The following is a 26,397-nucleotide window of genomic DNA, read 5'->3' on the forward strand; positions in this document are numbered from 1 at the left end:
CCGGGCTTTGTTTTACAGGGTGCTGCGTTTCGGTAAAAACAGCCACAGCCCCGCCAGCATGCTAATCGCATACAGGCTTTTCCACCCCACCATCGCCAGCAACAGCAGGCAAAGCACGCCACCAACCACTGCCAGCGCTTTATAGCGACCTTTCAGCAGACGACAACCCGCCAGCATGCACAGCAGGTAGATCATGATGAAAATCCCGTTGGCGTACACGATCAGGGCATCAAGATTGATATTCAGCCCGTAAATACATAGCGAACTCAAGACGCAGCAGCCCAGCACGGTATTAAGCGCATTCAACGGCAGCTGACGTTTAGACAGGCGCGCAAGGCGGCTCTCTGGTTTATCAAGCGCCTGCGACCACACCAGACGCGCAAAGCTCTGGATGTAGATATTGAGGCTGGCAAAACAGGCCAGATAGCCAATAACACAGGCGACCCACAGCGCTTTCAGACCAAACAGTTGCACCACAATGCCCGGCAGCGAGGCAGCGGCCGCTTTATCCGCGGCGAACGCGTTGAAATGCAGTACCAGCACGGTACAGGCCCAGTAAACGGTACCTGCTAACAGCAGGCCAATCATCAGGGCGCGCGGGAAATCCCGTTCCGGTTGTTTAAACTCAGAGGCCAGATGGGCGAACGCCTCCAGCCCGACAAAACACCAGAACATTACCGATAGCGCAGCGAACAGCTGCGAATGGTTGACCTCACTTACCGCGGGGAAGGGGATCTCCTTCAGCGTAATATCCCCTTTCCACCAGATGGCGACAATGAGGGCCACAATCAGTATTGCAACGACGGTTTGCAGGTTGGCACTCGAGCTGGCACCTCGTGAGCCGACCCACCAGACGATGGCCAGCGTACCCAGCTCGGCCAGCAGCAGTTGCTCGTTATGCCAGCCAAACAGCGCCTGGCCAAAACCGGTCGCGATATGCAACGCTGCCGGTAGACCGACCGGAATAACAGAAAGAAACAGCCAGCCGGTGACCCGCTCCAGTCGCGGACCAAACGCCATACCGACAAAGTGCGCTACGCCGCCCGCGCTGGGGAAATGCCGTCCGAGGATGGCAAACACGACCGCGACCGGAAACACCAGCACAATCAGCACTGGCCACGCCCACAGGCTATTATTGCCGGCCACCAGAGCTGCCAGCGCGGGTACCGCAAACACACCCGTACCTAACAAGGAGGTCGACAGCAGACCCACGCCCTGCGCCAGTCCCAACTCCTGTTTTAGTCCACTCATTGACATCGCCCTGCCACGATCAAAAGAGAGGCGATGGTAACACTTTCGCAAATTTTTTTTCGTCTGCCCCTTGAAGGGGGAAAAAGCTATCCCCATCTCTCAGGGCACTAGTCGGAAAACCGCGTGCGGACCGGCGTCATCCATAACTGATAATGACTTTCTCAAAGGAGAGCTATCAATGAGTATTCGTCCGTTACATGATCGTGTGATCGTCAAACGTAAAGAAGTTGAAACCAAGTCTGCTGGCGGCATCGTTCTGACTGGTTCTGCAGCAGCAAAATCAACGCGTGGCGAAATCATCGCTGTCGGTAAGGGCCGCATTCTGGAAAACGGAACTGTGCAGCCACTGGACGTTAAAGTTGGTGACATCGTAATTTTCAACGATGGCTACGGCGTGAAATCCGAGAAGATCGACAATGAAGAAGTGTTGATCATGTCCGAAAGCGACATTCTGGCAATTGTTGAAGCGTAATTTTACGCACGAGAATTTGAGGAAATAAGAACATGGCAGCTAAAGACGTAAAATTCGGTAACGACGCTCGTGTAAAAATGCTCCGCGGCGTAAACGTACTGGCAGATGCAGTTAAAGTGACCCTGGGCCCGAAAGGCCGTAACGTAGTGCTGGATAAATCCTTCGGCGCGCCAACCATCACTAAAGACGGTGTTTCTGTAGCACGTGAAATCGAGCTGGAAGACAAGTTCGAAAACATGGGTGCGCAGATGGTGAAAGAAGTTGCCTCTAAAGCGAATGACGCTGCAGGCGACGGTACCACCACCGCAACCGTACTGGCACAGGCTATCATCACCGAAGGTCTGAAAGCCGTTGCTGCGGGTATGAACCCAATGGATCTGAAGCGCGGTATCGACAAAGCGGTTACTGCGGCGGTTGAAGAGCTGAAAGCGCTGTCCGTTCCATGCTCCGACTCTAAAGCGATTGCTCAGGTTGGTACTATCTCCGCTAACTCCGACGAAACCGTAGGTAAACTGATCGCGGAAGCGATGGACAAAGTCGGTAAAGAAGGCGTGATCACCGTTGAAGACGGTACCGGTCTGGAAGACGAACTGGACGTGGTTGAAGGTATGCAGTTCGACCGCGGTTACCTGTCCCCATACTTCATCAACAAGCCAGAAACGGGCGCTGTTGAGCTGGAAAGCCCATTCATCCTGCTGGCTGACAAGAAAATCTCCAACATCCGTGAAATGCTGCCAGTGCTGGAAGCCGTTGCGAAAGCAGGCAAGCCGCTGGTTATCATTGCTGAAGACGTTGAAGGTGAAGCACTGGCGACCCTGGTGGTTAACACCATGCGTGGCATCGTGAAAGTGGCTGCGGTTAAAGCACCTGGCTTCGGCGACCGCCGTAAAGCGATGCTGCAGGATATCGCTACCCTGACTGGCGGTACCGTAATCTCTGAAGAGATCGGTATGGAGCTGGAAAAAGCGACCCTGGAAGACCTGGGCCAGGCTAAACGCGTTGTGATCAACAAAGACACCACCACCATCATCGATGGCGTGGGTGAAGAAGCGGCTATTCAGGGCCGTGTTGCTCAGATCCGTAAGCAGATTGAAGAAGCAACCTCTGATTACGACCGTGAAAAACTGCAGGAGCGCGTAGCGAAACTGGCAGGCGGCGTGGCAGTAATCAAAGTGGGCGCGGCAACTGAAGTTGAAATGAAAGAGAAGAAAGCACGCGTTGACGATGCTCTGCACGCGACCCGTGCAGCAGTAGAAGAAGGCGTGGTAGCTGGTGGTGGTGTCGCGCTGGTGCGTGTTGCCGCTAAACTGGCTGGCCTGACTGCTCAGAACGAAGATCAGAACGTGGGTATCAAAGTTGCGCTGCGCGCAATGGAAGCACCACTGCGTCAGATCGTTTCCAACGCCGGTGAAGAGCCATCCGTGGTTGCGAACATGGTGAAAGCGGGCGAAGGTAACTACGGTTACAACGCTGCAACTGAAGAATACGGCAACATGATCGACTTCGGTATCCTGGATCCAACCAAAGTGACCCGTTCTGCACTGCAGTACGCGGCCTCTGTAGCGGGTCTGATGATCACTACCGAGTGCATGGTGACCGACATGCCTAAAGGCGACGCACCTGACTTAGGTGCTGCGGGTATGGGCGGCATGGGTGGTATGGGCGGCATGATGTAATCGTGCGCTTTACCGCTTAGAATGAGAAAAACCCCCGGGCAGAAATGCTCGGGGGTTTTTCTTTTGGTCATCTTTTTAGTATAAGGTTTACACACGGACAACATCTGCTGTCCAGCTTATTGAAAACGAGGAATAACATGCGCGTAAAAGTCTGTGCAGGGATCGTAGGAGCAGCATTGCTGCTGGCGGGTTGTAGCTCCAGCAATGAGCTGTCTGCTGCAGGTCAGGGCGTTCGCTTTGTTGAAGATAAGCCGGGTAACGAGTGCCAGTTTTTAGGCACGGCAACCGGTGAGCAAAGCAACTGGATGTCGGGTCAGCACGGTGAAGAAGGTGGGTCTATGCGCGGTGCCGCTAACGCGCTGCGTAACCAGGCTGCAGAGATGGGTGGCAACGTGATTTACGGTGTGAGCAGCCCGTCGCAAGGGATGTTGTCCAGCTTCGTGCCAACGGCCAGCCAGATGAATGGCCAGGTCTATAAGTGCCCTAACTGATCTACATTGCTGATGGCGCTGCGCCCAACCCCACCGGGCGGATAAGCGTAGCGCCACCTGCCGTTATTGTTGCCGCAGTTGCAAATCCAGCGGCGTCTTACTCGGCTCACCGCCAATCTCTCGCGCCAGCTTCGGCACCATATAGCCTGAAACCAGCGTTAACAGTTCGCGCATAATCTGCCGGGCCTCTTCATCCGTGACCATGAAATGCGCCGCGCCTTGCACACGATCCAGTACGTGCAGGTAGTAGGGCATCACGCCCGCATCGAATAACGCATTACTGAGCTTCGCCAGAACCCGGGCATTATCATTCACACCGCGCAGCAACACGCTCTGGTTCAACAGCGTCACACCCGCTTTACGCAGACGCGCCATCGCCGCACGGAATGCCTCATCGATTTCATTCGCATGGTTGATATGGTTCACCAGCAGAACCTGTAAACGAGACTGCTCAAGGCGAGATACCAGACCGTCCGTGATGCGTGCCGGAATAACAATCGGTAAACGGCTGTGGATGCGCAAACGCTTGATGTGTGGAATGGCTTCAAGCTGGGTCAACAGCCAGTCCAGTTCATGATCTTTTGCCATCAGCGGATCGCCACCTGAAAAAATGATCTCATCCAGTTCCGGATGGGCGGCGATATAGTCCAGGGCGACCTGCCAGTTGCGTTTATTACCCTGATTTTCGGCATACGGGAAGTGGCGACGGAAACAATAACGGCAGTTTACCGCGCAACCGCCTTTCACCAGCAGAAGAGCACGGTTGAGATATTTGTGCAGTAAACCCGGTACCACACTGTTCTGCTCTTCCAGAGGATCGGTGCTGTATCCTGGCGCCGATATAAACTCTTCCTGCGCAGTAAGCGTTTGTTTTAATAATGGATCGTCAGGGTTTCCTTTCTCCATACGGGCAACAAACGCGCGAGGAACACGCAGGGCAAAAAGTCGCTTAGCCTCGCGGCCTGCAAGCAACTCTGGGTGCTGATCGAGGTCTAACAGACGCAGCAATTCATCAGGACTGGTGATTACATCGGCAAGTTGCGATAACCAATCTTCTCTGGACGGGGTGTTTAGGGTTACAATATGCGCCATTTTGTGGCTTAGCTACCAGTTAACAAATTTAGAGGGCCTTATGGCAACGTACTATAGCAACGATTTTCGTGCTGGTCTTAAAATCATGATGGACGGCGAACCGTACGCGGTTGAAGCCAGCGAATTCGTTAAACCAGGTAAAGGCCAGGCATTCGCGCGCGTTAAGCTGCGTCGCCTGCTGACCGGTACCCGTGTTGAGAAAACCTTCAAGTCTACTGACTCCGCTGAAGGCGCTGATGTTGTCGATATGAACCTGACTTACCTGTACAACGACGGTGAGTTCTGGCACTTCATGAACAACGAAACGTTCGAGCAGCTGTCTGCGGATGCTAAAGCGATTGGCGATAGCGAAAAATGGCTGCTGGACCAGGCTGAGTGCATCGTGACCCTGTGGAACGGCCAACCTATCGCTGTTACCCCACCAAACTTCGTAGAGCTGGAAATCGTTGAAACCGACCCAGGTCTGAAAGGTGATACCGCAGGTACTGGCGGCAAGCCAGCTACCCTGTCCACCGGTGCAGTGGTTAAAGTTCCACTGTTCGTACAGACTGGTGAAGTGATCAAAGTAGATACCCGCTCCGGCGAATACGTATCTCGCGTGAAGTAATTTACGTCAAGACTGAAGGCGCAGCGCCCGCTGCGCCTGTTTTTTGCAGGCAGGGATGATGAACCGTACCGTTAAAATTCTGCTTCTGTTAGCGCTGTCCAGCGCATTACTTTCCGGCTGTAACACCACGCGTGGAATGGGGGAAGATATCCAGGATCTCGGCCATATCATTTCTCACGCGGCCAGCTAACCCCGTCTAATTTTCCTAAAAATGCGTCCTTTTCCGTCAAACGACGGGATATTGTCTATTCTTAAGTTGCTATACACAAAACAACTTTGGCTATAAAAGGAAGATATTATGGTTAAGAAGACAATTGCAGCGATCTTTTCAGTCCTGGTACTTTCTTCAGTATTAACAGCCTGTAATACCACGCGTGGCGTTGGTCAGGATATTTCTGAAGGTGGTAGCGCAATCTCTGGTGCGGCAAGTAAAGCACAGCAGTAATTGAATAAACGGTACGGAACCAGACGGGTTTCGTACCGTCAGCTTTCTGATTCCTGCAGGGATAAAAACGGTGAATAACGCGTATCCATATGCAATTTCATGCGGATATTTCGTTTATAGGTATAGACCGTTTTACCGTTAATACTCAGGTGAGCTGCAATCTTTTGATTGCTGGCACCATCCATCCACAACGTCAGCACTTTCTCCTCCTGGCGCGTCAGCAAAGGCGCGGTTACCTTTGGCTTTTCACTGTTCGCGTGCGAAATGAGTGCGTCGTGAATAACTGTCCCCAGTTGTTCAAGACGGGCATTTTTCAACAGCGATGACCAGACCGGGAATTGCTTCAGCCAGGCGGTCATTTCACTATCCTCACCCGATTGCAGCAAAATAAAGGGCACTCTTTCGCTGGCGTTCAGTAAAGATGAGAGGGACTGAAAGGGATGTACATCCTGTCTGAACCCATGCAGGTCAGCAATAACCAGCGTCGGTTTCCATTGCAGAATGTGCTCTCTGGCGAGGAAAAGATTATTCAGGCCGGTCACAACGACGTTTTCCGGAAATAAACCGGAATGATTGAGCCATGCTTCAAACCCGGTGCGGGTGAAGTGACAACGGTCAATCAAAAGAATTTTGAACATATTATATTCGCAGTCGGCTAGTGGTTTGGCTTCCTGCCATCAGAAAGCACATCATCATAGAGAAGTCGGATGAGTGATAAATGCCTGAACTGCGCGGCATACTGCGGCTATTTCTTGCCTTAACATGTTCAGCACAAAAGGATTGAAAAAAAATCGCACGCTAACCAAAATATGAGGTGTAATCTTTGCCTTGCGGGACGACCCGTAAGCGCTTCCTTCATCGGGGACGGCCCCAACTTGCATTTAAGTTAAGGAGCCTGAAATGTCCTGGATCATTCTTGTTATTGCTGGCCTGCTCGAAGTGGTATGGGCGATAGGTCTGAAGTACACCCACGGTTTTACCCGCCTGACCCCCAGCGTCATTACCCTTACCGCGATGATTGTGAGTATCGTTTTGCTCTCGTGGGCGATGCGTTCTTTACCGGTGGGGACAGCGTATGCCGTCTGGACGGGAATTGGCGCCGTGGGGGCAGCCATCACGGGGATCCTGCTGTTGGGGGAGTCAGCGAGTCTGGCGCGTATCGCCAGTCTCGCCCTGATTGTGGCCGGTATTATTGGGTTGAAGCTCAGCACCCATTAATGGGGTTGTTCTACCCAGATGAGTTTCGACACATCAAACCCTTGCCGGGTCGCGACGTCCAGCATCTGCTGTTTCATCTCAGGTGAAAGGGTTGGGGTGCGAGAGAGGATCCACAGATAGTTACGATCCGGCCCGCAGACCAGTGCGTGACGGTACTCTCTGTCGAGCGCGATCACGTTATATCCGCCATAGAACGGGCCGAAGAAGGAGACTTTGAGCGCGGCCCGTCGCGGGTCGCCGGTAAAGTACGCTTGTCCAATCGACTGCTGCCACATTTCCCGGTCCGGATTATAGCCCCGGTTGATAACCTGAATACCGCCGTCATCCATCGGGCTGTAATTTGCCGTGACCTTCTCTAAACCCCGTTCAAAACGGTGGTCAAGGCGCGCGATTTCATACCATGTTCCAAGAAAACGTTGTGCGTCGAAATTGCTGACAACGGTGACGCCGGGAGGGGGAGTAGGGGAGCTGCAGGCAACCACTAAAAACGCGGCTGTCACTGCGGCGATAACAGGCAAAATGCGCATAGGAGTTTCCTTACTGTTTTTTGTTAAGTGTAGATGACAGCAAGGAAAATGCGGGAATTTTGCAGGCCGGGTGAGCATCAGCATCACCCGGCAAGATGTTACTGCAGAGCGCTCAGAATACGGTATGCCGCTTCCACGCGCGCCGGGTTCGGGTAGCTCTTGTTCGCCAGCATAACAATGCCGAGTTCCTTCTCAGGGATAAATGCCACGTAGCTGCCAAATCCGCCCGTCGAGCCTGTTTTATGTACCCATGACGCTTTTATCGGTGGAGCAGGAGGGTTCACATCTGCCACGGGCAACGGCGCAAGCGCTACCTTGTTGTCGCTGCCCTCCACCACGGTTTTGGCTTCTACCGGCCAGTTGAGCATCTCCCAGCCCAGGCCCTGGTACATCGAGCCTGTGCGCCAGTAGCGAGACTGTGCAAGCACCATGCCCTGCTTCAGTGAGGCATCCTGTACGCCATCGGGGGCCATGTTAGCCACCACCCAGCTCGCCATATCCTTCACGTTGGTTTTCACGCCATACGCTTCGGCATCGAGCATGCCCGGCGAAACGTGAACCGCTTTACCGTCACGATAACCCCAGGCGTAATGCTGTTCTTCTGCCTTCGGAACGTTAATCCACGTATGGTTCAGGTTAAGCGGCTTCAGGACCCTCTCCGTCATCGCCTGCTCAAAGCGCATGCCAGAAGGTTTCACTGCCAGAGCCCCAAACAGACCGATGCTGGCATTCGCATAAAGACGCGTGGTGCCTGGCGCCCACTGTGGTTGCCAGGACTGGTAAAAACGCAGCAGCGAGGCATTATCGGTAACCTCATCGGGCACCTGTAACGGCAGGCCACCGGCAGTATAGGTTGCCAGGTCCAGCATGCGAACGCCCTGCCACTGTTTGCCGGTCAGCTCAGGCCAATATTTGGTCACCGGATCGCCCAGCGAAATTTCACCGCGAGCAATAGCATCGCCACCCAGAACGCCGGTGAAGGTTTTGCTGATTGAGCCCAGCTCAAACAGCGTTTGTGCAGTGACGGGTGTGTTCGCGGCGACATCGGCCTTGCCGAAGGTGAAGTAGTGCGGCTGGCCCTGATAGATCACCGCGACCGCCATACCCGGAATAGACTGCGCTTTCATCAGGGGCGTAACGGTACGTTCCACGACCTTCGCCAGCTGTGTTTCTGACAGAGGTGCGGCTAATGCAGCGCAGGAGGTGCTGAGCAGCAGGGCGCAGCACAGGGATTTTTTCATCATCAGTTATCTTCCGTAATAGCGAGTCAAGGGAGTGTCCGGGCCCGTCAGACATACCCAGTCTGTTGGATTTGACTGTGGCTGACAAACGGTTAAATTTAGCATTAGCTGTTAATTTTTCTAACGGATGGGTCGATGACACGCAGCTATTTACCGCTTAATTCGCTTCGTGCCTTCGAAGCCGCCGCAAGGCACCTCAGTTTTACTAATGCTGCCATTGAGCTGAATGTCACCCATTCAGCCATCAGTCAGCACGTTAAGACGCTGGAACAACATCTGAACTGTCAGCTGTTTGTCCGGGTTTCGCGTGGATTGATGCTGACGACAGAGGGCGAGAATCTGCTGCCGGTGCTGAACGATTCGTTTGATCGTATCGCCGGCATGCTGGATCGCTTTGCCAGTCATCGCGCTCTGGAGAAGCTTAAAATTGGCGTGGTGGGGACTTTTGCGACCGGGGTGTTATTCGCGCAGCTGGATGATTTCCGTCGCCGCTATCCGCATATCGATCTGCATCTTTCGACTCATAATAACCGCGTCGATCCGGCCGCCGAAGGGCTTGATTACACGATCCGCTACGGTGGAGGGGCGTGGCATGGCACTGAAGCGACGTTTCTGTGTTCTGCGCCGCTGGCTCCGCTGTGCACGCCTGAAATTGCCGTCGGGCTACAAGCACCGGCGGACATGCTGAAGTTTACGCTGCTGCGCTCCTACCGACGCGATGAATGGTCGGCGTGGATGCAGGCCGCGGGCGAACTCCCGCCGTCACCAACGCATCGGGTGATGGTGTTTGATTCATCCGTTACCATGCTGGAAGCCGCGCAGGCCGGCGTGGGAATTGCTATTGCGCCTGTAGGTATGTTCACTCATCTGCTGAACAGTGAACGTATCATTCAGCCGTTTGCGACACAGATTGAGCTGGGCAGTTACTGGTTAACCCGATTGCAGTCACGGACAGAAACCCCTGCAATGCGTGAGTTTGCGCAGTGGCTGGTGGGGAAAATGCAGAAATGACAGGCCCGCCGGGGGGCGGGCCTGATGTATCAGATAGTAACCACGGCAATCAGCGTAACCACCGTCAGGATGGTTGCCAGGCCGTAGAACACCCATTTCCCGCTCGGGACATGGATTTTCAGGTCATGCATCGCGTGGTGAATACGGTGCAGGCCACACCACAGCGGCAGGACGATCATCAGGAAGATGAACACACGGCCAATAAAGCTGCTGGCAAAGGCCAGTACTCGCTCGTAACCCAGCGCATCGCCCGGAAACAGCCCCAGTGGCAGCATAATACCGACCAGCAGGATGATGACCGGCGCGATGATGGCGCTCCACATCCCCCCTGCGCCAAACAGTCCCCAGAAGACCGGCTCGTCAGAACGTTTTGGATTTGGATTAATCACAGTAGTCTCCTTACCAGAACAGTGCGACAAACAGAATGACCACAGTGACGAGGATCGTCACTCCCCATAGCCCTTTAATGACCGGCTCTGGCCCCATTTTCTCGTCTTTAATGATGATGTTCGCCGCTTTTGGCGCCAGTTCAAACCAGGTTTTGGTATGAAGCAGCGCTGCCGCGAGCACAATCAGGTTCAGGATCACGATGATGGGGTTTTGCAGGAAGCCGACAAAGCTGGCCCAGGTTTCAGGGCCATGTTTGAGGGCATAAACGCCGTACATCAGCTCCAGGCTGAACCAGACCGCCGGCACTGCGGTGCCTTCACGCAGCATATAGAAGCGATAAAACGGCAGTTTCTTCCACCAGGTGGACGGCATTGGCCGCACGTAGGCTTTGCGTTTAGTCGTCATTATGCACTCCTTAGCGTGGTTTCAGGGTGGCGATAAGAAAGTCTTTCGAGCTTTCCACTTTACCCTGCTGAATAGCGGCGGCCGGGTCGACGTGCTTCGGACAGACTTCGGAGCAGTAGCCCACAAAAGTACAGCTCCAGACGCCGTTCTGGCTGTTAAGCTGCGCCATACGTTCTTTTTTACCGTGGTCGCGGCTGTCCTCGTTATAGCGGTGTGCCAGGGTAATGGCCGCCGGGCCAATAAACTCTGGATTCAGACCAAACTGTGGACACGCGGCGTAGCACAGACCACAGTTGATGCAGCCGGAGAACTGATGGTATTTCGCCATCTGAGCTGGCGTCTGGGTGTTCGTCCCCTGATCCGGCGTACGTGGATTGCCGATGATGTACGGCTTAATCGCTTCCAGACTTTCGATAAAGTGGGTCATATCGACCACCAGATCGCGTTCAATCGGGAAGTTACCCAGCGCTTCTACTTTGATGCCTTTGGTGTATTCACGCAGGAAAGTTTTACAGGCCAGTTTCGGCACCTTGTTGACCATCATGCCGCAGGAGCCGCAGATTGCCATACGGCACGACCAGCGGTAGCTCAGGTCCGGCGCAAGGTTATCTTTGATATAGCCGAGCGCATCCAGCAGAGAGGTTTGCTCGTCATAAGGGACTTCATAGAATGCGCTGTGCGGTGCGGTGTCCACTTCCGGATTGTAGCGCACCACTTCAATTTTCAGTTTCTGCATCTCAGCCATTCGCCTTCTCCTTCTTCTCGGCGGCTTCTGCTTCTGCGCCATACACGCGTTTAGCCGGTGGCAACGTCGTGATTTTCACGTCGCTGTAGTCCAGACGGGTGGTGCCATCCGCATCGCGCCAGGCGAGAGTGTGTTTCAGGAAATTGACGTCATCACGTTCGGTGCAGCCTTCATCAAGACGCTGATGCGCGCCGCGTGACTCTTTACGTGCCAGCGCAGAGTGCGCCATACATTCCGCCACGTTCAGGCCGTGACCCAACTCAATGGTATAGAGCAGGTCTGTGTTGAACACGCTGGAGGTATCGGTAATGCGCACGCGCTTGAAGCGCTCCTGCAGCTCTGCCAGCTTATCCACGGTTTTTTGCATCAGCTCAGGGGTACGGTAGATACCGCAGCCTTCTTCCATCGACAGGCCCATCTCGTCGCGGATTTTCGACCAGTTTTCATTTCCTTCCTGGTTCACCAGGTTTTTCAGCCGTTTTTCGACGTCAACGACCTGGGCATCCAGCGCCGCGCTGTTCGCCTCGCCCGCGGTGGCAGCACGTTCCATCGCGCGTTCGCCCGCCATGCGGCCAAAGACCACCAGCTCCGCCAGTGAGTTTGACCCCAGACGGTTGGCACCGTGCAGGCCGACAGAAGAGCACTCGCCCACGGCAAACAGCCCTTTAATGCGGGTTTCGCACTGCTGATCGGTTTCGATACCGCCCATGGTGTAGTGGGCCGTTGGACGTACCGGAATCGGCTCTTTCACCGGATCGACGCCAACATAGGCTTTTGCCAGTTCGCAAATGAACGGCAGACGTTCCAGCAGTTTCTTCTCGCCAAGATGACGCAGGTCGAGGTAGACCACATCGCCGCGTGGCGTGGCGATGGTGTTGCCTTTGCGCCACTCGTGCCAGAAGGCCTGAGATACTTTGTCGCGCGGGCCCAGTTCCATGTATTTGTTTTTCGGCTCGCCGAGCGGGGTTTCCGGGCCCATGCCGTAATCCTGCAGATAGCGGTAGCCATTTTTATTGACCAGGATCCCGCCTTCACCACGGCAACCTTCCGTCATCAGAATGCCGGAGCCCGGCAGACCAGTAGGGTGATACTGCACGAACTCCATATCCCGCAGCGGCACGCCGTGGCTGAGCGCCATGCCCATGCCGTCACCGGTGACGATACCGCCGTTGGTGTTGTAGCGGTAAACACGCCCCGCACCGCCGGTAGCCATGACCACCGCGTTGGCGCGGATCTGGACGAGGGTGCCTTCCATCATGTTCATCGCCACCAGACCGCGCGCCTGACCGTCATCAACCAGAATGTCGAGGACGAAATGTTCGTCAAAGCGCTGAATCTGTGGGAACTGAAGGGAGGTCTGGAACAGGGTGTGCAACATGTGGAAGCCGGTTTTATCGGCGGCGAACCAGGTACGTTCGATCTTCATCCCGCCGAAGCGGCGAACGTTGACGCTGCCGTCCGGACGACGGCTCCACGGACATCCCCACTGTTCAAGCTGGGTCATCTCCGTAGGACAATGGTGTACAAAGTAGTCAACGACATCCTGCTCGCAAAGCCAGTCGCCCCCTGCAACCGTGTCGTGGAAATGGTATTCGAAGCTGTCATGATCCTGCGCAACGGCGGCGGATCCTCCTTCTGCGGCAACCGTATGGCTGCGCATCGGATAGACTTTTGAAATCAATGCGATTTTAGCGTTGGGATTAGCTTGTGCTGCAGCAATCGCAGCACGTAATCCAGCCCCGCCAGCGCCTATAACGGCAAGATCGGCTTGAAAAGTTTGCACGACATTCCTCCAGATTTTTGTTATTTCGCAACGCGATAAACTAAAGGTAGTTCACCCGTCCAAAAGGACGATTGCGAAAGCGTTTCCACTGCTCCTTTATGGGTAAAGCAGTATAACCGCGTGGATGTCAGGGAAATTTGACGTGTTCGATTTTTTTGCTGTTCTGTGCGGCGATTTATCGCGGTGAGTAATGAATTTCGTCGCGCAATTGTTTACCTAAATGAAATGCGCTTTTTTACTGCGCAAAATTTGTCTCCGTCCCTGGTAACGAGTAGACTTCGTGCCCTTGTCTGAAATCGGAGAAAAACTCATGAGCGAAACGGCCACCTGGCAGCCGAGCGCATCCATCCCCAACCTGCTAAAACGCGCTGCAATTATGGCGGAGATCCGCCGCTTCTTTGCCGACCGCGGCGTTCTTGAGGTGGAAACCCCGTGCATGAGTCAGGCAACGGTAACGGATATTCATCTGGTCCCGTTTGAAACCCGTTTTGTTGGTCCTGGCCACTCACAGGGCATGAATTTGTATCTGATGACCAGCCCGGAATACCACATGAAACGCCTGCTGGCGGCAGGGTGTGGCCCGGTCTATCAGCTGTGCCGCAGTTTCCGTAATGAAGAGATGGGGCGTCACCACAATCCGGAATTCACCATGCTGGAGTGGTACCGTCCGCATTATGATATGTACCGCCTGATGAACGAGGTGGACGATCTGCTGCAGCAGGTGCTGGAGTGCTCAGAAGCGGAAACGCTCTCTTATCAGCAGGTTTTCCAGCGTTACCTGGAAATTGATCCGCTCTCTGCGGATAAAGCGCAGCTGCGCGAAGTGGCGGCAAAACTGGATCTGAGCAACGTGGCAGATACCGAAGAAGACCGCGACACGCTGCTGCAACTGCTCTTCACCTTTGGCGTTGAACCGCAAATTGGCAAAGACCGGCCGACGTTTGTATATCACTTCCCGGCAAGCCAGGCTTCGCTGGCGCAGATCAGCACCGAAGATCACCGCGTGGCGGAGCGTTTTGAGGTCTATTACAAAGGTATCGAGCTGGCGAACGGCTTCCACGAACTGACCGACGCACGCGAACAGCAGCAGCGTTTTGAGCAGGATAACCGCAAGCGCGCGGCACGTGGTCTGCCGCAGCAGCCCATTGATACCCATCTGCTGGAAGCATTGAAAGCGGGCCTGCCGGACTGCTCCGGCGTGGCGCTGGGCGTTGATCGTCTGGTGATGCTGGCGCTGGGTGCAGAACAGCTGGGTGAAGTGATCGCGTTTACGGTTGATCGCGCATAACGCACCGTATTGCCGGGTAGCACTGTCGCTTACCCGGCTCACCTCTGATGTCAATTAACCTTTCCATTTCCGCACGACAACATTAAAAACTACCACATTCTCTGTACGCAGGTCTTTTTCTTAATTTGCCCCTAATAGCCACAATATTAGTCTGGTCATCTGCTACCATCCGCGCAGTTTAACTTCCTTTGGATGGCGCTATGTCCCAGTCACTTAAAAAGATGACCCTCACCGGGCTCATCCTGATGATTTTTACCTCCGTCTTTGGCTTTGCCAACAGCCCGTCGGCTTTCTATCTGATGGGCTACAGCGCAACGCCGTTCTACATCGTCTCGGCCCTGTTTTTCTTCATACCGTTTGCGCTGATGATGGCGGAAATGGGGGCGGCCTACCGCAAAGAAGAGGGCGGGATCTATTCCTGGATGAACAACAGCATCGGCCCGCGCTACGCGTTTATCGGCACGTTTATGTGGTTCTCCTCGTATGTGGTCTGGATGGTCAGTACGGCGGCCAAGGTCTGGGTACCGTTTTCGACGTTTGTTTTCGGCAGCGATCACACTCAGGTCTGGTCTTTGGCCGGTCTGCGCTCCACGCAGGTGGTCGGGATTCTGGCCGTCTGCTGGATGGTGGTTGTAACGCTGGTGGCGTCTAAGGGCATCAATAAAATTGCCCGCATTACCGCCGTGGGTGGGATCTCGGTGATGTGCCTGAACCTGGTGTTGCTGCTGGTCAGCATTGCCATTCTGTGCCTGAACGGCGGACATTTCGCTCAGGAGGTGAACTTCGTTTCCTCGCCCAACCCGAGCTATCAGTCCGGGCTCGCTATGCTCTCCTTTGTGGTGTTTGCCATTTTTGCGTACGGCGGTATTGAGGCGGTGGGCGGCCTGGTCGACAAGACCGAGAACCCGGAAAAGAACTTTGCGAAAGGCATTATTTTTGCCGCAATAGTTATCTCCATTGGCTATTCGCTGGCAATTTTCCTCTGGGGCGTCAGCAGCAACTGGCAGCAGGTACTCAGCAACAACACCACTAACCTGGGCAACATTACCTATGTGCTGATGAAAAGCCTGGGGATGACGCTGGGACAAGCGATGAATCTGACACCGGAAGCGGCGGCAACGATGGGCGTCTGGTTTGCACGCATCACCGGCTTGTCCATGTTCCTTGCCTATACCGGCGCGTTTTTCACGCTGATTTACTCTCCGTTGAAAGCGATAATTCAGGGCACGCCAAAAGCGCTGTGGCCTGCACGCATGACGCAACTGAATACCGCAGGTATGCCCGCCAACGCCATGTGGATGCAGTGCCTGCTGGTCTGCGTGTTCATTTTGCTGGTGTCGTTTGGTGGGGATACCGCGTCAGCGTTTTATAACAAGCTGACCCTGATGGCGAACGTGTCGATGACGCTGCCTTATCTCTTTCTGAGCCTGGCCTTCCCGTTCTTTAAGGCGAAGGAGGATCTTGAGCGTCCGTTTGTGATTTTCAAAACGCGCGCCGCCACGCTGCTGGCAACCACGGTGGTGGTGCTGGTAGTGGCATTCGCCAACATCTTTACCGTTATTCAGCCGGTGATTGAGGCGAATGACTGGAGTAGCGCACTGTGGATGGTGGGCGGTCCAGTCTTCTTCTCGCTTCTGGCGATGGGGATTTATGAGAATTACCGCCGACGTTCTGTGGCGTTGCTGACGGAAGTGGCGTAGCGGTTAAACATTCCCCTCCCGGAAGGGAGGGGAGAAGGGTTACAGACTTCCTGCCGGGCGTGTGCGCGCCGCTGACGTTAACGTTCTTCCCGTTTTACGCCCGTCCAAGCTTTCCAGACGCATCTGGAACGGTGGGAACGGCATATCAATGCCGTGCTCACGGAACCCTGCCAGAATCAGCTGGTGGATCTCATGACGCAGTGGCATACGGTGTCCCATTTCGGCGGCGTAAATACGCAGTTCGAAAATCTGGATCCCCTGTTGTAAATCCACCAGGAACACTTCCGGCGCCGGGTTGTCGATCACAAATGAACAGCGCTCCGCGGCGGTGTAGAGGATCTGAGTGACCTCTTCGCTATTGGCATCCGACGGCGCAGGTACCGTCAGCACCACACGCGTGACGGAGTCTGACAGCGACCAGTTGATAAACTGCTCGGTAATAAACGCCTTGTTCGGCACGATGATCTCTTTACGGTCCCAGTCGCTGATGGTGGTGGCGCGCGTGTTGATCCTGGTGATGCTGCCGGTCAAATCGCGGATCGTTACCGTATCGCCAATACGAATCGGTTTTTCGAACAGAATAATCAGGCCAGAGATAAAATTGGCGAAGATCTCCTGTAAGCCAAACCCTAACCCCACACCAAGTGCCGCCACCAGCCACTGCAGTTTCGACCATTCAATACCAATCATTGAGAAGCCGACCAGCCCGCCAAACAGCATGATCAGATATTTGGTGATGGTGGTAATTGCATATCCCGTCCCCGGGGTTAAATCGAGATGCTGCAGCAGGGCCAGCTCCAGCAGCGCCGGGAAGTTACGCACCAGCTGGGTGGTGATGATCAACACCAGAATGGCAATCAACACCGCGCCTAAGGTAATCGGCTCCAGGCTCTCCACACCTTGTACCGTGGACGTTACGTCCCACAGGGAGATGTTTTCCAGGAAGCCAAACGCGGAGTGAATTTCCGACCACAGGAAGATCACCGACAGCAGTGCAATCAGCATCAGGATGGAGCGTACCAGTCGCAGGGATTGGGTACTGATGGCATCCAGATCCAGCTCGACTTCGTCAGCTTCCGTCGTGCCTTCTGTGCTGTTGACATGGTTTGGCTCTTCCTCGCCACGCGCACGCTGGGCGAGGATCTCTGCCCGTCGGTGCTTGGCACGGTCGAACGCCAGACGGCGGCGCTGGATCAGCATCCAGCGGCGTATCACGTGATACACCACCAGAAGCAGGAACCAGATCGCCACCGAGGTTTCAAGCCTCGCCAGCAGCGCCTTGGCGGTCGCCAGGTAACCCACCGTCGCTGCCAGCATGGCAATCAGCGGTGCGCTCAGCAGCAGGTTCCAGAGCAGCCGGTTGAACATGTTGTCGCCGTTACCGGATTTATCCAGATAGAGCGGGATACCGGCGCGTTTCAGGCTGAGCGTGACAATTGCCAGCGCCCCGCATATCAGCATAAAGCAGAGGCGGCCCAGCGACCCTGAGAATTCCCGGTCATTAAGTTTATCGAACATGATCAGCGCCATAATCAGCGGCACAATCAGTCCGATGCTCATCAGGTAGTAACGCATGGCGCGTGCAACGCGATTACGCGGCCAGCCGAAGTGAGCGATGAACAAACCGTTGGGCCGCGCGAACGTGGCGCAAATCATTACCACCCACAGCAGTGGCACCGTGGCAGTGACGCCATCGCCAATGGCCACCGCGAGCGGGTAGGGCCAGGCTTCCCGCAGGCCATATCCAAGCGTCATCCACAGGACCGGTAGCGGTGAGGCGACGAGAATCGACCAGAAGACGGTGCGTAACGTCAGCCAGAAGTGATCCTGCGTAACTTTCCCCACCCGGGCGCTGGAGCGCTCCAGGAATCGGGTGAAATACCGGCGCGAGTAAATGCTGAAGCCCACCAGAATCAGCGCGGCCAGCAGCGGGAAAATGGTCTCTTTACTGGTGAGCATCATCACGCTGGCCTGGCCCAGCTGGCTGAAGGTATCCAGCGAAATAAGGCGGCGCAGATCCTGAACAATCTCAATCGGCCACGAGAAGGTCATCGGCCGTACGTCGGAGGTCCAGAAGAGATAACGGTGCGTTGCCTCATTCACCTCTTTCAGCGCATCTTCCAGTTGGCTATTAGAGACCTTCAGCTTGGTCAGTTCCAGAATCAGCGTATCCCCGCCCTGGAGCAGAGAGTTCAGCAGTTCACGCTGGGTACGCAACTGGGCTTCCAGAATGCGGTTCTGCTCGCTGGTCAGCGGCTGTCCGTCAGCCTGACGGATCTGGCGGATTTGCGGCTGTTTGTTGAGCAGATCCTCAAAGTGCAGTCGCTGCACGCGCAACTGAGCCATTTCGGTATCCAGCTGCTGCGGTTTGGGCATTTCCGGCAGGCGTGAGACCTGCGCGCGTAACGCTTCACCCAGCAGGTTTGATGACCCTAGCCATTGGGACTGCTCACGCAACGTGTTAAGCGCCTGGCGGACCTGTAGGGTTTGATTGGTAGCCTGGCGCTGTTGCGAGGCTACCAGATCCATACGCTGCGCCTGTTGGTTCAGCGCCGCAGAGAGCTCGCGGTTGACCTTAAACTGCTCAACGATGCCGCTGGGCAGGTTCGCGCTGTTTTCCGCCAGCAGTTCGGTGCTTTCAAGCGCACGCTCGGCTTCGCGCTGCCGCTGGCTGTTAAGCTGATTACGCAGGGCCTGCAGATATGCATCCAACTGTTCGCTCTGCTTCTGCGCCAGCTCAGAGCGCATCCGCGACAGCTCCTGGCGGTTATTGGCGGACAGCTGCGCCAGCTCCAGTTCATCGACAAGGGCTTTGAGGCGAGCAGATTCGGCCTGCAGCCCCAGATTCTGCGCCTGCGCTTGCGGCGTGTTGCCGCTTTGCGTGCCAACGCGACGCTCAACTTCATTAAGCTGGCGGCGGGCATCGGTTTGCTGCTGGGGAAGCTGGCTGAGCGAGTCGGCAATTTCACGCGCCCGCTCCTGCTCCTGCTGAGCCAGACGGCTCTTTTCCAGAAGCTGGCTGCTGACCTGGAGGATCTCCTGATTCAGCGCATCAGAAGACATGTCCGCCGGTATATCGCGCGGTTCATCACGCAGATTACTGAGCTGCGAGCGCAGCGTTTGCGAGAGTTTCGGGAAGTTGTCGATAACCTGCTGATATTGCTGTGCACGCTCAAGGGAGCCTTTTCGCTCCGCAAGCGCGTTCAGGGCTGACTGGAGCGACTCAACGGTCTCTGGCTGAGCGGGTTTTGCCGCTTTTGCCTGCTCCAGTTCCTGGGTTATCTGTTTTGCGTCGGGGGCTGTCGCTGCGTACGCCCCCATGCTGAGGCACCAGGCCATCAGTAGAACGATAATCGGGCGCACGTCAGCGATCCTTCTGTTATTAGCCTTCGTCTTTTTTGTCGTCAACCAGCGGGCTGGCGTCGTGCTCGGCGTCGATCTCTTCTTGGGACAACGGTGCAGGTTCTGCCACCGGCGTTACGAAGGTTTCGGTAGAGACGGCCAGCGGCTGACCCAGTTTGGTGACCGACAGGCTTTCAAGCTGTTCGGCCAGCTTAACTTTACCCGGTGCAAACAGGTTGATAACGGTTGAGCCCAGCTTGAAGCGACCCATCTCCTGACCTTTCAGCAGGGCGACAGAGCCTTCTTCTTCGCCGGCAGGCCAGGTCCAGCGCTTGATCACGCCTTCACGTGGTGGGGTGATGGTGCCAGCCCAGACGGTTTCAATGCTGCCGACAATGGTCGCGCCCACCAGAATCTGCGCCATAGGACCGAATTCAGTATCAAACAGGCAAATGACGCGTTCGTTACGGGCGAACAGGTTAGGTACGTTCTGCGCCGTGAGGTGGTTCACGGAGAACAGATCGCCCGGAACGTAGATCATTTCACGCAGGATGCCGTTGCACGGCATGTGCACGCGGTGATAGTCGCGCGGTGAGAGATAGGTGGTCGCGAAGGTCCCGTTACGGAACAGATCCGCCATCAGGTAGTTACCTGCCAGCAACGCTTCCAGGCTGTAGTTATGGCCTTTCGCCTGCAGGATTTTGTCGTCTTCGATGTGACCCAGTTGGCTAATCACGCCGTCTGCAGGCATCACCAGCACGTTAGGGTCCGTATTCAGCGGGCGCACGTCGTCACGCAGTGGGCGGACGAAAAACTCGTTGAAGGTGCGGTAGCTAGCGGTATCCGGCTTCTGCGCCTCTTTCATGTCGACCTTGTAATATTTTACGAAAAGGTCGATGACCAGTTTGGTCAGCCAGCCCGCTCGTTTGCTCGCGCCCCAGCCCGCCAGGCGAGTGAGCCACAGTTTCGGCAGAATGTATTGAAGCGAAAGTTTAAATGAGTTTAACAAGGTAGCCTCCAGGCCATTGTTTTGTCGTTCCTGATCCGGCCGCAAAGCGCCGGAACCTGAAAAAAGGGGACGATTTTAGCGATGCTTAGCTTAGTTGTCAGTTATCAGAATCAGAAAAGTTTTTACGCGTTTTTACCTGATCCATGCTCTCGAGAATGCGGTGGTAGTTTTCAAAGCGGGTCTCCGCTATTTCGCCTTTCTCGACCGCTTCACGGATAGCGCAGCCCGGGTCATTGTCATGTTTACAGTCGCGGTATTTGCAAGCACCTAAATAATCATGGAATTCGACAAATCCGTTGAAGATTTGTTCCGGCTCAAGGTGCCACAAACCGAATTCACGCACGCCCGGGGAGTCAATGACATCGCCGCCGTGCGGGAAGTGATACAGGCGTGACGCGGTTGTGGTGTGCTGGCCCAGGCCAGAAACATCAGACACATCGTTGGTCACGATCTCTTGCTGGAGGCCGAGAAGGTTGTTCAGCAGGCTCGATTTGCCCACACCGGACTGTCCCGCAAAGATGCTGATGCGATCGGTAAGCGCCTCTTCAAGCGGTTTCAGACCATCTTTGGTATAGCTGGAAACCATCAGAACGCGATAACCAATGTTACGGTAGATATCCATCTGCTCGTTGACGAAGTTCATACCGTCTTCATCGAGCAGATCGATTTTGTTGAGTACGATGATCGGTTCAACCTGCAGCGTTTCACAGGCGACAAGGTATCGGTCGATAATATTGAGCGAAAGTTCGGGCAAAATCGCCGAGACGATAACGATCTGGTTAATGTTGGCTGCGATAGGTTTAACCCCGTCGTAGAAATCGGGACGGGTCAGTACCGACGTACGCGCGTGGACCGCCTCAACGATGCCTTTTACCGTGACGCCTTCCGCCGCTTCTTTACCCGGGCGCCAGACCACGCGATCGCCGGTTACCAGAGAACGAATCGTCCGGCGGATGTTGCAGCGGTGAATCTCACCGTTGGCGGATTCCACGTCGGCGTGCATACCGAAACGGCTGATGACGATGCCTTCCATCGGTTCGCCAAACAGGTTGTCGTCGTAATCGACCTTCTCCGAAGTGGTTTTAAGACGGCGCTGGTGATTGGCATTCACACGGCGCTGCTGCCCTTTGGAGAGTTTATTTTTACTCAATCGCGCTGGCTCCTGGTCGCCCGTAAGGGGCAAAACCTCTATGATACACTCTAATTAATACTAGTTAACCTGCTACAGCCGGTTATGCGAGAAGGGTGGAAAATAACATGAGCGCGGATGAAAACAACCTGATTTGGATCGATCTTGAAATGACCGGGCTGGATCCCGAGCGCGATCGCATTATTGAGATTGCAACCCTGGTGACCGATGCCAACCTGAATATTCTGGCGGAAGGGCCGACTATCGCGGTTCATCAGTCCGACGACCAGCTTGCGTTAATGGATGAGTGGAACGTGCGCACCCATACGGGGAGCGGGCTGGTGGAGCGCGTTAAGGCTAGCACCATGGGCGATCGCGAGGCGGAGCTGGCAACGCTTGAGTTTCTGAAACAGTGGGTTCCGGCGGGCAAATCACCTATCTGCGGTAACAGCATCGGTCAGGATCGCCGTTTTCTGTTTAAGTACATGCCGGAGCTGGAGTCTTACTTCCATTACCGCTATCTGGATGTGAGCACCCTGAAAGAGCTGGCGCGTCGCTGGAAACCGGAAATCCTGGATGGCTTTAAAAAGCAGGGAACGCATCAGGCCATGGACGATATCCGTGAGTCCGTGGCCGAACTGGCGTATTATCGCGAGAACTTTATTAAGCTGTAATTCAGGCGGTTGCCGGGGGCGTTGCGCGTTACCCGGCTTACAGAACGCATGAATGGTGTAAAAACGTGCAAAGCGATGAATATTCCATCACTTGAACTGAATTTCACAAAAAACGCTTTTAGGGGGGTTGCAGCTAAACGGATTTCTCGTATAATGCGCCTCCCGTAACGACAGAGAAATACGCGTTACGACAGCAACAAAAGCAGTGCAAATTTGCGGGAATAGCTCAGTTGGTAGAGCACGACCTTGCCAAGGTCGGGGTCGCGAGTTCGAGTCTCGTTTCCCGCTCCAAAATTTGAAGGTGCTTCTAAAGCACAGACCACCCAAGCGGGAATAGCTCAGTTGGTAGAGCACGACCTTGCCAAGGTCGGGGTCGCGAGTTCGAGTCTCGTTTCCCGCTCCAAAATTTGAAAGTGCTTCCACAGCACGGACCACCCAAGCGGGAATAGCTCAGTTGGTAGAGCACGACCTTGCCAAGGTCGGGGTCGCGAGTTCGAGTCTCGTTTCCCGCTCCAAATTCTTATCATCTCCAGATTATCCACAGCGGAATGCTTCGTTGGGGACGTTTTCTATTGCATCTGAAATACTCTTGTGAACAGAGTTATCCACAGAAGCCCTACTCAGTTACAGACCAGAAGAAAATTAGCAGGGTGAATAATATCCTCGTAACGTACTGAATTTAATGAAGTAAATTTCATTTCAAAATGTTATTTAGATCACTTGACCTCATTGCCAGCCCCGATGGCGCTTGAGTTTTTATTTTTATTCACAGGCTGTGAATATATCAAGCATCCCGAACAAGCCCTTTTTCAATCACTCTCACCAGCCGTTGTTTCTTCGGCAGCTGCACCTCGACAACACAGGCATTACGCTTCTCGATTTGCTGCGCAATCGCCCACTCTATGTGTTCATCAAGAAGTGGGTGCTCACCTCTGCGACTTTCGAGCGCCTGAATATTGGCTTCATCCCAGGGCGCATTACCCAGCGCAACGGCGACATTTCGTAGCCAGCGCAGATGCCCAATACGCCGAATGGCGGATCCTTCGGTGACTTTCAGGAACCAGGCCTCACTCCAGGCGAAGAGCTCGATAAGCTGAGGCGCATGAAGCGCTTTACGAGGACTGAAATCGTCTTCATCCGTAAGCTGCGAGTAACGATTCCAGGGGCAGATCAGCTGGCAGTCATCGCAGCCGTAGATACGGTTCCCGATAAGCGGACGGAATTCTTCCGGTATCGCCCCTTCGAGTTCAATGGTGAGATAGGAGATGCAGCGGCGCGCATCCACCGTATAAGGCTCAACGATGGCCCCCGTCGGGCAAATGGTCATGCAGGCCACGCAGCGCCCGCAACCTTCCTCTACCGGACCATCTACCGGTAGCGGCAAATCTATGAGCAGTTCACCGAGGAAAAAGAACGATCCGGCGTCGCGGCTAAGGATAAGTGAGTGCTTACCTGTCCAGCCAAGCCCGGCTTTTTCTGCTATCGGGCGCTCAAGAACAGGCGCAGAGTCTACAAACGGTCTAAAATTCAGCGACACACAGTGCTGCTGAATAGTTTCCCCAAGTTTTTTTAAACGGTTACGCAGAAGCTTATGGTAATCACGGCCCAGGGCGTACCGGCTGACGTAACCGAGAGCGGGATTTTTTAACGTGCGAGCAAACGCCGCGTTGGCGGGCAGGTAGTTCATGCGTACGCTGATGACGCGTAATGTACCGGGCAACAGCTCGTGTGGGCGGGCACGCATCATGCCATGACGCGCCATCCACTCCATTTCGCCATGGTATTGTTTATCCAGCCATGCCTGCAGTTTCGGCTCGCTGGCGGAGAGGTCGGTATCGGTGATACCCACCTTCTGGAAGCCAAGCTCAGCACCCCACTGTTTAATTTTTTGCGCTAATTCATTGAGATCGAGGGGCTGTGACATGACGGACCATACTGTGAAGAAAAACCCCGAAAGTATACCACATTCCATCTGGCATGCGGATGACCTCCGGCACGCCGAAAAAGAGGCCGCAGACAGCCTCGGCATTACCCTGTATGAACTGATGCAACGCGCGGGCGAAGCGGCGTTTAACGTTGCCCGCACGGCTTACCCTGAATCGTCGCACTGGCTGATTTTATGCGGACACGGCAATAACGGCGGTGACGGTTATGTCGTCGCCCGGCTGGCGGTTGCCGCCGGGATCCACGTGACGTTGCTGGCGCTGGAGAGCGATAAACCGCTGCCAGAAGAAGCCAGTGCGGCGCGGGAAGCCTGGCTGAACGCGGGCGGTGTTATACATGCCACCGATATCGTCTGGCCGGAAGAGATTGATGTGATTATTGATGGCCTGCTGGGCACCGGACTACGCAGTGCGCCGCGCGACCCGGTTGCCACCCTGATTGCACGTGCCAATGCCCACAGCGCGCCGGTGGTGGCCCTGGATATACCTTCTGGCCTGATGGCGCAAACCGGCACGACGCCGGGCGCGGTGATTCAGGCCGCGCACACCGTTGCCTTTATCGCCCTGAAACCGGGGCTGCTCACTGGTAAAGCGCGGGATGTCACGGGAACGTTGCACCATAACGCACTGGGGCTGGAGAGCTGGCTTGCCGGGCAGGAAACCCACGTTTCGCGCGTTGATGCTTCGCTGCTGGCACAGTGGCTACCGCCGCGCCGCCCGACGTCCCATAAAGGCGATCACGGCAGGCTGGTGATCATTGGAGGTGACCACGGTACGGCGGGGGCTATCCGCATGACGGGGGAAGCGGCATTGCGTTGCGGTGCCGGTTTAGTGCGGGTGCTGACGCGCATCGAAAATAGTGCGCCAATTATTACGGCCCGTCCGGAGCTGATGGTGCATGAATTGACGCCGCAGTCGCTTGAAGAGAGTCTCGAATGGGCAGATGTCGTGGTCATTGGCCCGGGGCTTGGGCAGCAGGCCTGGGGGAAACAGGCCCTGCAGAAGGTCGAGAATTTTCGTAAACCGATGCTGTGGGATGCCGACGCGCTGAACCTTCTGGCAATCAATCCTGATAAGCGTCACAATCGCATTCTGACGCCGCACCCCGGCGAAGCCGCGCGCCTGCTTAACTGCAGCGTGGCAGAAATTGAAAGCGATCGCTTACTTTCTGCCCGGCGTCTGGTAAAACGTTACGGAGGTGTTGCCGTTCTGAAAGGGGCAGGAACCGTTGTCGCCAGCGACGAGGCGCTGGGCATTGTCGATGCCGGAAATGCGGGCATGGCGAGCGGCGGAATGGGCGATGTGCTTTCCGGCATCATTGGCGCATTGCTTGGACAGAAACTTCCCCTTTATGATGCAGCCTGCGCTGGCTGCGTGGCCCATGGTGTCGCGGCGGATAAGCTGGCGGCACGTTACGGTACACGCGGAATGCTGGCCACCGATCTTTTTTGTACGCTACGGCGTGTTGTTAACCCGGATGTGATTGACGTAGAAAATGACTAATCGAGCGATTTCTTTACCTGATGAACAAGCCACTTTAGATCTTGGCAAACGCGTGGCACAGGCCTGTCAGGGGGCAACCGTCATTTATCTGTATGGTGATTTAGGTGCGGGTAAAACCACCTTCAGCCGGGGTTTTCTGCAGGCGTTAGGCCATAAAGGCAATGTGAAAAGCCCAACCTACACGCTGGTAGAACCGTACACCCTTGAAAATCTCATGGTGTACCACTTTGATTTATACCGCCTTGCGGATCCCGAGGAGCTGGAATTTATGGGGATCCGTGATTATTTTGCCAATGATGCCATCTGCCTGGTGGAGTGGCCGCAACAAGGTGCGGGTGTGTTGCCTGACCCGGATGTCGAAATTCACTTAGATTACCAGGCACAAGGGCGTGAGGCACGCATCAGTGCTGTTTCCTCATCAGGTAGTTCCTTACTGGCGCGTCTGGCCGGTTAAG

General features: G+C 55.0%; 26 protein-coding genes and 3 tRNA genes. 16 read left to right on the plus strand and 13 right to left on the minus strand.

The window, feature by feature from the left end:
* Positions 1-12: 12 nt before the first annotated feature.
* Positions 13-1,251, minus strand: coding sequence for an L-methionine/branched-chain amino acid transporter (gene yjeH / locus ACMGG3_RS20120; RefSeq protein WP_333178850.1), 1,239 nt, complete (start codon positions 1,249-1,251; stop codon positions 13-15).
* Between the two features lie 178 nt (positions 1,252-1,429).
* Between yjeH and ACMGG3_RS20125 the strand changes: the two genes are divergently transcribed.
* The 3 genes from ACMGG3_RS20125 to ACMGG3_RS20135 all read left to right on the plus strand — a co-directional run bounded on the left by ACMGG3_RS20125 (position 1,430) and on the right by ACMGG3_RS20135 (position 3,890).
* Positions 1,430-1,723 carry a co-chaperone GroES gene (locus ACMGG3_RS20125; RefSeq protein WP_003855929.1) on the plus strand — a complete coding sequence of 98 codons (294 nt, stop codon included), beginning with the start codon at positions 1,430-1,432 and terminating at the stop codon, positions 1,721-1,723.
* A gap of 32 nt (positions 1,724-1,755) precedes the next feature.
* Positions 1,756-3,399: a chaperonin GroEL gene (groL, locus tag ACMGG3_RS20130; RefSeq protein ID WP_014168284.1), complete on the plus strand. Its 1,644-nt coding sequence runs from the start codon at positions 1,756-1,758 to the stop codon at positions 3,397-3,399.
* Positions 3,400-3,536: 137 nt separating this feature from the next.
* On the plus strand, positions 3,537-3,890 hold the full coding sequence (locus ACMGG3_RS20135; RefSeq protein ID WP_020882965.1) for a DUF4156 domain-containing protein: 354 nt from the start codon (positions 3,537-3,539) through the stop codon (positions 3,888-3,890).
* A 63-nt stretch (positions 3,891-3,953) separates the two neighbouring features.
* On the opposite strand, the gene epmB is transcribed toward ACMGG3_RS20135, so the two are convergent.
* Positions 3,954-4,982: an EF-P beta-lysylation protein EpmB gene (gene epmB, locus ACMGG3_RS20140; protein WP_410398419.1), complete on the minus strand. Its 1,029-nt coding sequence runs from the start codon at positions 4,980-4,982 to the stop codon at positions 3,954-3,956.
* A 40-nt stretch (positions 4,983-5,022) separates the two neighbouring features.
* Between epmB and efp the strand changes: the two genes are divergently transcribed.
* The 3 genes from efp to ecnB all read left to right on the plus strand — a co-directional run bounded on the left by efp (position 5,023) and on the right by ecnB (position 6,034).
* On the plus strand, positions 5,023-5,589 hold the full coding sequence (gene efp / locus ACMGG3_RS20145; protein WP_014882207.1) for an elongation factor P: 567 nt from the start codon (positions 5,023-5,025) through the stop codon (positions 5,587-5,589).
* Between the two features lie 58 nt (positions 5,590-5,647).
* Positions 5,648-5,779: an entericidin A/B family lipoprotein gene (locus ACMGG3_RS20150; protein WP_025206267.1), complete on the plus strand. Its 132-nt coding sequence runs from the start codon at positions 5,648-5,650 to the stop codon at positions 5,777-5,779.
* Between the two features lie 108 nt (positions 5,780-5,887).
* On the plus strand, positions 5,888-6,034 hold the full coding sequence (gene ecnB, locus ACMGG3_RS20155; RefSeq protein WP_014168289.1) for a lipoprotein toxin entericidin B: 147 nt from the start codon (positions 5,888-5,890) through the stop codon (positions 6,032-6,034).
* A 38-nt stretch (positions 6,035-6,072) separates the two neighbouring features.
* On the opposite strand, the gene ACMGG3_RS20160 is transcribed toward ecnB, so the two are convergent.
* Positions 6,073-6,672, minus strand: a complete 600-nt coding sequence (locus ACMGG3_RS20160) for a LuxR C-terminal-related transcriptional regulator (protein ID WP_151712046.1) — start codon at positions 6,670-6,672, stop codon at positions 6,073-6,075.
* 262 nt (positions 6,673-6,934) lie between these two features.
* On the opposite strand from ACMGG3_RS20160, the gene sugE reads away from it, so the two are divergent.
* Entirely contained in the window at positions 6,935-7,252 is a 318-nt protein-coding gene (gene sugE, locus ACMGG3_RS20165; protein WP_032681885.1) for a quaternary ammonium compound efflux SMR transporter SugE, read from the plus strand.
* On the opposite strand, the gene ACMGG3_RS20170 is transcribed toward sugE, so the two are convergent.
* Both ACMGG3_RS20170 and blaACT read right to left on the minus strand, forming a co-directional pair.
* Positions 7,249-7,779 (minus strand): lipocalin family protein, encoded by a 531-nt coding sequence (locus ACMGG3_RS20170; protein ID WP_014168292.1) that lies wholly within the window; start codon positions 7,777-7,779, stop codon positions 7,249-7,251. The genes sugE and ACMGG3_RS20170 overlap by 4 nt on opposite strands.
* A 98-nt stretch (positions 7,780-7,877) precedes the next feature.
* Positions 7,878-9,023 carry an ACT family cephalosporin-hydrolyzing class C beta-lactamase gene (gene blaACT, locus ACMGG3_RS20175; protein ID WP_414149401.1) on the minus strand — a complete coding sequence of 382 codons (1,146 nt, stop codon included), beginning with the start codon at positions 9,021-9,023 and terminating at the stop codon, positions 7,878-7,880.
* 132 nt (positions 9,024-9,155) lie between these two features.
* Between blaACT and ampR the strand changes: the two genes are divergently transcribed.
* On the plus strand, positions 9,156-10,031 hold the full coding sequence (gene ampR / locus ACMGG3_RS20180; protein ID WP_020882960.1) for a LysR family transcriptional regulator AmpR: 876 nt from the start codon (positions 9,156-9,158) through the stop codon (positions 10,029-10,031).
* A 29-nt stretch (positions 10,032-10,060) separates the two neighbouring features.
* Here the strand turns inward: ampR and frdD are convergent, their stop codons facing one another.
* The 4 genes from frdD to frdA are packed head-to-tail and all read right to left on the minus strand — an operon-like array spanning position 10,061 to position 13,354.
* On the minus strand, positions 10,061-10,420 hold the full coding sequence (gene frdD, locus ACMGG3_RS20185; protein WP_020882959.1) for a fumarate reductase subunit FrdD: 360 nt from the start codon (positions 10,418-10,420) through the stop codon (positions 10,061-10,063).
* A 10-nt stretch (positions 10,421-10,430) separates the two neighbouring features.
* Positions 10,431-10,826 (minus strand): fumarate reductase subunit FrdC, encoded by a 396-nt coding sequence (frdC, locus tag ACMGG3_RS20190; protein ID WP_014168296.1) that lies wholly within the window; start codon positions 10,824-10,826, stop codon positions 10,431-10,433.
* 10 nt (positions 10,827-10,836) lie between these two features.
* On the minus strand, positions 10,837-11,571 hold the full coding sequence (gene frdB / locus ACMGG3_RS20195; protein WP_020882957.1) for a fumarate reductase iron-sulfur protein: 735 nt from the start codon (positions 11,569-11,571) through the stop codon (positions 10,837-10,839).
* A complete protein-coding gene (gene frdA, locus ACMGG3_RS20200) occupies positions 11,564-13,354 on the minus strand; it encodes a fumarate reductase (quinol) flavoprotein subunit (protein WP_025206263.1) in 1,791 nt (596 codons plus the stop codon). Before frdA ends, frdB begins: the two co-directional genes overlap by 8 nt.
* A 310-nt stretch (positions 13,355-13,664) precedes the next feature.
* Between frdA and epmA the strand changes: the two genes are divergently transcribed.
* Together epmA and yjeM are read left to right on the plus strand one after the other, a co-directional pair.
* Positions 13,665-14,642, plus strand: coding sequence for an elongation factor P--(R)-beta-lysine ligase (gene epmA / locus ACMGG3_RS20205; protein ID WP_020882955.1), 978 nt, complete (start codon positions 13,665-13,667; stop codon positions 14,640-14,642).
* Positions 14,643-14,842: 200 nt separating this feature from the next.
* Positions 14,843-16,342, plus strand: a complete 1,500-nt coding sequence (gene yjeM, locus ACMGG3_RS20210; RefSeq protein WP_414149402.1) for a glutamate/gamma-aminobutyrate family transporter YjeM — start codon at positions 14,843-14,845, stop codon at positions 16,340-16,342.
* A 39-nt stretch (positions 16,343-16,381) separates the two neighbouring features.
* On the opposite strand, the gene mscM is transcribed toward yjeM, so the two are convergent.
* The 3 genes from mscM to rsgA all read right to left on the minus strand — a co-directional run bounded on the left by mscM (position 16,382) and on the right by rsgA (position 21,843).
* The gene (gene mscM / locus ACMGG3_RS20215; protein WP_025206261.1) at positions 16,382-19,705 is read right to left on the minus strand and encodes a miniconductance mechanosensitive channel MscM; all 3,324 of its coding nucleotides are present in this window, start codon (positions 19,703-19,705) and stop codon (positions 16,382-16,384) included.
* 19 nt (positions 19,706-19,724) lie between these two features.
* Positions 19,725-20,693 carry an archaetidylserine decarboxylase gene (asd, locus tag ACMGG3_RS20220; RefSeq protein WP_020882952.1) on the minus strand — a complete coding sequence of 323 codons (969 nt, stop codon included), beginning with the start codon at positions 20,691-20,693 and terminating at the stop codon, positions 19,725-19,727.
* A gap of 97 nt (positions 20,694-20,790) precedes the next feature.
* Positions 20,791-21,843, minus strand: a complete 1,053-nt coding sequence (rsgA, locus tag ACMGG3_RS20225; RefSeq protein WP_020882951.1) for a small ribosomal subunit biogenesis GTPase RsgA — start codon at positions 21,841-21,843, stop codon at positions 20,791-20,793.
* 107 nt (positions 21,844-21,950) lie between these two features.
* Between rsgA and orn the strand changes: the two genes are divergently transcribed.
* The 4 genes from orn (at position 21,951) to ACMGG3_RS20245 (ending at position 23,011) form a co-directional block, all read left to right on the plus strand.
* Entirely contained in the window at positions 21,951-22,496 is a 546-nt protein-coding gene (orn, locus tag ACMGG3_RS20230; protein ID WP_013095280.1) for an oligoribonuclease, read from the plus strand.
* Positions 22,497-22,711: 215 nt separating this feature from the next.
* Positions 22,712-22,787 (plus strand) — tRNA-Gly (locus ACMGG3_RS20235).
* A 36-nt stretch (positions 22,788-22,823) separates the two neighbouring features.
* Positions 22,824-22,899, plus strand: a tRNA-Gly gene (locus ACMGG3_RS20240).
* Positions 22,900-22,935: 36 nt separating this feature from the next.
* A tRNA-Gly gene (locus ACMGG3_RS20245) sits at positions 22,936-23,011 on the plus strand.
* A 269-nt stretch (positions 23,012-23,280) separates the two neighbouring features.
* Here the strand turns inward: ACMGG3_RS20245 and queG are convergent.
* Positions 23,281-24,420, minus strand: coding sequence for a tRNA epoxyqueuosine(34) reductase QueG (queG, locus tag ACMGG3_RS20250; protein ID WP_020882949.1), 1,140 nt, complete (start codon positions 24,418-24,420; stop codon positions 23,281-23,283).
* On the opposite strand from queG, the gene nnr reads away from it, so the two are divergent.
* Together nnr and tsaE are read left to right on the plus strand one after the other, a co-directional pair.
* Positions 24,419-25,942: a bifunctional ADP-dependent NAD(P)H-hydrate dehydratase/NAD(P)H-hydrate epimerase gene (gene nnr, locus ACMGG3_RS20255; protein WP_025206258.1), complete on the plus strand. Its 1,524-nt coding sequence runs from the start codon at positions 24,419-24,421 to the stop codon at positions 25,940-25,942. The two genes, queG and nnr, sit on opposite strands and share 2 nt — an antisense overlap.
* On the plus strand, positions 25,935-26,396 hold the full coding sequence (gene tsaE, locus ACMGG3_RS20260) for a tRNA (adenosine(37)-N6)-threonylcarbamoyltransferase complex ATPase subunit type 1 TsaE (protein ID WP_020882947.1): 462 nt from the start codon (positions 25,935-25,937) through the stop codon (positions 26,394-26,396). Before nnr ends, tsaE begins: the two co-directional genes overlap by 8 nt.
* Position 26,397: the final 1 nt, after the last annotated feature.

It is taken from the genome of Enterobacter sp. BNK-18 (assembly GCF_047456135.1).
GTDB classification, from domain to species: Bacteria; Pseudomonadota; Gammaproteobacteria; order Enterobacterales; family Enterobacteriaceae; genus Enterobacter; species Enterobacter ludwigii.